The sequence below is a fragment of the Vibrio hibernica genome (assembly GCF_015223435.1).
Taxonomy (GTDB): Bacteria; Pseudomonadota; Gammaproteobacteria; order Enterobacterales; family Vibrionaceae; genus Vibrio; species Vibrio hibernica.
In genome coordinates this window covers 1-5,394 of the sequence record NZ_VHKO01000093.1, presented here as the reverse complement: position 1 = coordinate 5,394, position 5,394 = coordinate 1, and the positions used below count along the sequence as shown (strand labels likewise).

Here is a 5,394-nt window from a genome sequence, read left to right as displayed (position 1 = left end):
TTTCATCAGCAGGGAGAGTTGCGAGAGCTACATCATCTTAAAATGAATGAATAGCCACTGATTTGATAGACGCCTTTTAGTTAGACTTGGATCAAACGGTATGGTCCAGACTCTTCTCTTCATCAAACTAAGTCAGATGAAAACGTAGAGATCCGTCGACTCAAAAAAGAGTTGCAACGGATGATTGAAGAGCGTGACATTCTAAAAAAAGCGGTGTACTTCGCAAGTCAGTCCGACTGAGGTATGCCTTTATGAAAGCCAATATGTCTATCTGGACGGTACGAAGAATGTGTAACGTGCTTGACGTCCATCCAAGTGGGTTTTTACGCTTGATTGAAGCATCCAGAATGTAAACAAGAAAGGCGGTGTAAGTATCTTTTCGGACTGATTAAGCAATTTTGGATCGAATCTGGCTACGTCTATGGGTATCGAAAGATATATTGTGACTTGCGGGATGAGGGCGAAACTTGTGGTATCAATCAAGTTCATCGGCTGATGAAACGAGAAGGACAGAAGGGAGTTTTATCATTTTTTAAAAGTTACAAACTTTATTGTCATAAAAGTGTTTTTCGAAGGTAGTGGGAGTTGGATAAGTTTCAATCTTTATTGCAATATCACTTATCTATGACATTACCTACCAACAGGGATTGTGCGAGAGAAAAGTTTCAAACTTTAATGTCCACCGACAGTTGATCCACGGTTTCAATGTCAGGTAACTCGATTTTCTGTTTTTCTAGAAGAGGATCTATGCCGTCACGTACTTCCTTTCGAAAATAAGCGGCGGCAATTCGAGCGTCTGCCAACGACATCAAAGGAAATTGCCCCAAGGTTGCTTCTCGTCTTCCTTTGGCTGTGGTGTAGCGGATCATCCAGTAAGGCGAGCCTTGTTTGCGGACGCAAAAGTATAGACCTTCACCATCTGAATATTTTTTTGGGTCGGCTTTGCTGTATGCAATAACCTGTTTTGCTGTGAGTTTTCCCATGTTTACTCCATAGTTGCTGAAATAATGGAGGGGGCAATAATGGCTGCCCACCACCGATTTGCTTATTGAATCAGCAGCTAACCTGTTGTGGTGGCGAGTTAAATGCGAAAATTGGGTAACTTACTGCCCACCAATTTGCTCACCGCAAAACGCTTATTGAGCCAAAATGAGGGGGCTGCCCACCATTCTGCCCACCACTAAACAGGTAGTTGGTAACGGATATCTGCAAACCAATTTGGACGGGAAAAATAAAAAAGCCCTGTATTTACAAGTAAATAACAGGGCTTTTAAGACATTCTTGGACGGGTAAAAAAACTATTCGATGTTTTGAATTTGAATGTTGATTTGTATTTATTAATTTATATATATCAGTTATTTGAAGTGTGTTTTTGTGCGTAATATTGATTGTTAACCACCGATTTAACCACCAGCTGGTTGATTCTTAATGTATAGAGGCGTTCACTAAAACAAACACACTAAGAAATCTACTAGTTTGAAATATACCAGCTTTATACTCTTTTCTCCATAAATGCTCTTATCTTATAATAAATGGATATTACTGTATCTAAATACCGACATTTTAAACTATAATAGACATTACTGTATCCATGATGGTGAGTATGAAATTTTCACTTTTAGATGACACTGATGTTAGCCAAGCTTTTGCAGCGCACCTTCGTGGTTTACGTGAGCAGGCTAAACTATCGCGAGAAGCGCTTGCCCAGCGTAGTTGTGTGCCAGCACCTACCATTAAAAAATTTGAACTCACTGGGCAAATTTCTTTTCGCCAGTTACTACTCTTATGGCAGTCACTTGACTCACTCGATAGGCTTTATCAGCTTACCGAGGTAAGCGCAGACCGTACTGCTTTACCTACCAGCATAGAAGAGGTCCTTAAAGATGAGTTTTAAATCAATTCAAAAGCTCAATGTGCAACGAACGCTTGCAACGGGTGAGACTGTGCCGGTGGGCGTATTGGCTCAAAACCGCCAGGGAGTATTCTTTCAGTACTTTGATGAATACATTAGTAAATTTGGTAACCTATTCCCGTTTACTTTAAAAGCTAATGGACAGCTTCAACAAGCACCTAAAGAGCCTCACCAGGGAATTCATGGCGTTTTTGGTGATAGTTTGCCTGATGGCTGGGGGTTGTTACTCCAAGACCGAATATTTCGCCAGCAAGGCGTTTTACCTGCGCAGGTAACAGCAATGGATCGTTTAGCTTTTGTTGGCAGCCAAGGGATGGGGGGATTATCTTTTACGCCCGCCTCAGAGTTTTCACCTGAACAACATCAAAATATTGATATAGCAACACTTGGGTTAGAAGCACAAACCTTATTTGATCAATCTTTATCTGAAGAGTTAGATGGTAATACCCAACACGTTTTAGCAATTTTGGTTGCTGTGGGTAGCTCAGGTGGGGCAAGGCCTAAAGCACAAGTTTATATGCCTGCTGGTGATGCACAGCAATGCCGAACGTATGCACAGCCAGGAGATGAGGCATGGTTGGTTAAGTTTACGTCGAAGAATTTGGCACTAGGCCATGAAGAGGGCTTATGTGAAGCCGTGTATCTACAAATGGCTGAGCAAGCTAAATGCCAGCCACCGGTTTGGCAGTTAATTGATGCGCCACCAAATAGTGGCGCAAAGGCTTGGCTAGCACTGAAACGTTTTGACTATTTACCCAAAGAACAAGAACTACCGGCAGATAAAGCCGATAGTGTACATCATGCAGGGCGTTTGCATATGCATAGTGCCTGTGGCTTATTAGATGCCGACTTTCGTACTCCTAGCTTAGACTATAGTGATCTTATTAAAGCCAGTCGTCAGCTGTGTAAGTCTCCTGCGGCAGGGCAACTTCAGTTTCGCCGTGCTATTTTTAATTTATTTGCAGCTAACCAAGATGATCACAGTAAAAACTGGGGCTTTTTACAAGGGGATGATGGTAACTGGCAGCTAGCCCCCTTTTACGACGTTACATTTAGCCCTCATCCCTTTAATGAGCATGCAACAGCCTTTGCAGGGCATGGAAAAGCGCCGCCACTCAAAGTAATGCAAAAGCTGGCAGCAAGTGCAGGCTTTGCTAATTGGAAAGAGGCCCAGCAATGTATTCAAGAAGTCGTTGATGTGATTGATAACTTTGCATCTTTGGCAACAAAGCAAGCGGTTAGTAAAACAACGGTACAAGCAATTTCAGAGACACTCGCCCAGCGAAAGCAAGAGAACGCAGCGCTACTTATCTAGCCAATAAGCTAAATAAATACAGATATATTTCATTTTCTTGGTTCAACTAATAATCAGGAAAAACTATGGAAATCATGCAATATCAAAATGAGCGCTTTCTTCGTTTGAATGAAGTAATCAGCATAACCAGCTTGTGTAAAAGCAGTATCTATAACCTTATTAAAGCGGGTAACTTCCCGAGTAACATAACTGTTATGGGTAAGCGTAAGGCCTGGGTAGAAAGTGAAATTCAAAATTGGTTATTGGCAAGAATAAACGAGTCTCGCCAGTGCTAAAATCAACTCATGGCGCTATCAACAATAGGTGTTGGTAGCGCTTATTTTTGTTTCCAATAAAGGTCTGTGCTGTTTTTTTGATTAGTTATTTAAAATATAACTCATTAGGTGTTTAGCAAACTATGGGAAGTCCACTTCTTAATTGACTTGTTAGTTGCCCTTAGTTAATCTGTGTGTACAGTTGTGATGACGAGGTTGTTATGGATACTAGAATTCAATTCCGGATAGACGAAGATGTGAAAAAACTGGCGCAACAGATGGCTGAAAGTCAGGGCAGAACAATCAGTGACGCTTGTCGAGAGTTAACTGAGCAATTAGCTGACCAGCAAAGATTGAAAGCGTCACATGAAACTTGGTTAAGTGAACAAGTAAACCAAGCATTCGAAAAAATGGAGATGGGTAACTCCAAGTTTATCGCGCATGAAGCCGCTAAGACTGCAATGGAAAAAAGAAAAGCCAAAATTAGGTTACGAGATTAAAAGTGATTTACTGGGAAGAGCAGTCTTTAGACGATAGAGAGAAGATTTTTGAATTTTTGTATGAGTTCAATGCTCTGGCAGCAGAGGCTACAGATAAAATCATTGAAGAAAAAGTTGAAAACTTATTATATCAACCAGAGATGGGTGTCGAACGTGAAGGGGTAAATGGCCGACTACTAATTATTCCAGAGATCTCAATGATCGTGTCATATTACTTCGACGGTAAAAATATACGAGTTATGAGAATACTTCATACAAAGCAGAGGTTTCCAAAATGACTCTGTTGCCAACACTTTGCTCAGCTGTGAGCCGAACAGGCGACAACTATCCTGACACAGGGGGTAGCACTTATTTTTTTAAATAAAGGTCTGCGCTTGTTATATATTTTGATTAGTTATTTACAAAAGTAATTATTGGTGAAATTATTGCAACCTTTACTATGTACCTCTCTGTTTATTATAAGGATGTTTAGAGTGTTGAACAAAAAATCTATTCTATTAATCGCAAGCATTTTAACTATTGGCGGTTGTGCTTCTCCTGGGCCAATGCAAACAGCGACCGGCCCAATAAATACCTCTGCTTTTGAACCCGTAATTTTAGATACAGTAAAAGATGGCTCAAAAAAAGTTCACTTTAAAGAGTGGACAACTATGTATGAAAATAAAAAGCTACAGCAATGGGGTGTATTTTTTATTACAGATAAAGGTGCCTACATGGCTGAATGGGATGTGAGGGGTTATGAATATAATCTCAGATATAAACTACCTATTAATGAGCTTAATACAGTTTCAGATGATATGGTAGTTCGCGATATGTGGGTAGATTCAAACCTGTTAATCCTTAAAGATAAAAGTGGTCATGAAGTTGGCTTTGCTTTAAACGGAAAAAATGCTGCTCGCGCAATTCTTAAAGAGATCAGCGCTAAATAAATGCTTAAAAAGCAATTGATTGTGTATCCGCTCAATGGGCCACCTTAAATCTCAGCCTTAATCAAATCCCAAAATAAAGCTTACAGACCAAGTTAATTTATGCACTTTATTGGCTTGTTGTAAGCTTTTCGATTGCCTGTGTTAAAACGGCACTTTGTTTTTCTAAAAACTCAATTTTCTTTTCCATCTTGACCAAGTCAGCTTTTAAATGGGCTTGGTTTTGTATTTTTTCTAGCTGGCTTTTTAACGCTATATTCGCTTTTTCTAGTTGCGCCATCTCCCTACTTACTAGACTACCGTCAAATAAAGAATCGATAGATTGCCCAACATTGGTGAACTGATTGCGCCTTTTAATTTTTGTGAGCATAGCAAAAGTGTCTTTCTTGATATTAACCGTTAGTTGCTTGTGCTTAGTTTTTTTTCTTCTTTTGTATTGTCCCCAAGCTCGCTTCATTCTGATAAGGCTTTGTTGCGTAATTCGATG

Annotated in this window: 8 protein-coding genes and 1 pseudogene; 7 read left to right on the top strand and 2 right to left on the bottom strand. The window is 40.0% G+C overall.

The features are described from left to right. Nucleotides 1-87: 87 nt before the first annotated feature. Nucleotides 88-510: pseudogene (locus FH976_RS16210) on the top strand (IS3 family transposase); the annotation flags it as partial. A gap of 155 nt (nucleotides 511-665) precedes the next feature. Here the strand turns inward: FH976_RS16210 and FH976_RS15410 are convergent. Continuing rightward, a complete protein-coding gene (locus tag FH976_RS15410; RefSeq protein WP_228767475.1) occupies nucleotides 666-983 on the bottom strand; it encodes an Arm DNA-binding domain-containing protein in 318 nt (105 codons plus the stop codon). Nucleotides 984-1,603: 620 nt separating this feature from the next. Here FH976_RS15410 and FH976_RS15405 point away from each other — a divergent pair. From FH976_RS15405 to FH976_RS15380, 6 genes are all read left to right on the top strand, one after another. Beyond that, a complete protein-coding gene (locus tag FH976_RS15405; RefSeq protein ID WP_194091666.1) occupies nucleotides 1,604-1,894 on the top strand; it encodes a helix-turn-helix domain-containing protein in 291 nt (96 codons plus the stop codon). Continuing rightward, nucleotides 1,884-3,227, top strand: coding sequence for a type II toxin-antitoxin system HipA family toxin (locus FH976_RS15400; RefSeq protein ID WP_194091665.1), 1,344 nt, complete (start codon nucleotides 1,884-1,886; stop codon nucleotides 3,225-3,227). Before FH976_RS15405 ends, FH976_RS15400 begins: the two co-directional genes overlap by 11 nt. A gap of 65 nt (nucleotides 3,228-3,292) precedes the next feature. Beyond that, nucleotides 3,293-3,502 (top strand): helix-turn-helix transcriptional regulator, encoded by a 210-nt coding sequence (locus FH976_RS15395; protein WP_194091664.1) that lies wholly within the window; start codon nucleotides 3,293-3,295, stop codon nucleotides 3,500-3,502. Nucleotides 3,503-3,702: 200 nt separating this feature from the next. Continuing rightward, a complete protein-coding gene (locus FH976_RS15390) occupies nucleotides 3,703-3,981 on the top strand; it encodes a type II toxin-antitoxin system RelB/DinJ family antitoxin (RefSeq protein ID WP_096038209.1) in 279 nt (92 codons plus the stop codon). Nucleotides 3,982-3,983: 2 nt separating this feature from the next. Beyond that, on the top strand, nucleotides 3,984-4,259 hold the full coding sequence (locus FH976_RS15385; protein WP_194091663.1) for a type II toxin-antitoxin system RelE/ParE family toxin: 276 nt from the start codon (nucleotides 3,984-3,986) through the stop codon (nucleotides 4,257-4,259). A 195-nt stretch (nucleotides 4,260-4,454) separates the two neighbouring features. After that, entirely contained in the window at nucleotides 4,455-4,910 is a 456-nt protein-coding gene (locus tag FH976_RS15380) for a hypothetical protein (RefSeq protein ID WP_194091662.1), read from the top strand. A 106-nt stretch (nucleotides 4,911-5,016) separates the two neighbouring features. On the opposite strand, the gene FH976_RS15375 is transcribed toward FH976_RS15380, so the two are convergent. Then, the coding region (locus tag FH976_RS15375; RefSeq protein ID WP_228767474.1) for a hypothetical protein at nucleotides 5,017-5,394 on the bottom strand (378 nt) is incomplete at its 5' end.

Excerpts from the sequence above, each read along its gene's own strand:
- FH976_RS15410 (WP_228767475.1), bottom strand. The coding sequence starts at position 983 with ATGGGAAAACTCACAGCAAAACAGGTTATTGCATACAGCAAAGCCGAC.
- FH976_RS15405 (WP_194091666.1), top strand. The coding sequence starts at position 1,604 with ATGAAATTTTCACTTTTAGATGACACTGATGTTAGCCAAGCTTTTGCA.
- FH976_RS15400 (WP_194091665.1), top strand. The coding sequence starts at position 1,884 with ATGAGTTTTAAATCAATTCAAAAGCTCAATGTGCAACGAACGCTTGCA.
- FH976_RS15395 (WP_194091664.1), top strand. The coding sequence starts at position 3,293 with ATGGAAATCATGCAATATCAAAATGAGCGCTTTCTTCGTTTGAATGAA.
- FH976_RS15390 (WP_096038209.1), top strand. The coding sequence starts at position 3,703 with ATGGATACTAGAATTCAATTCCGGATAGACGAAGATGTGAAAAAACTG.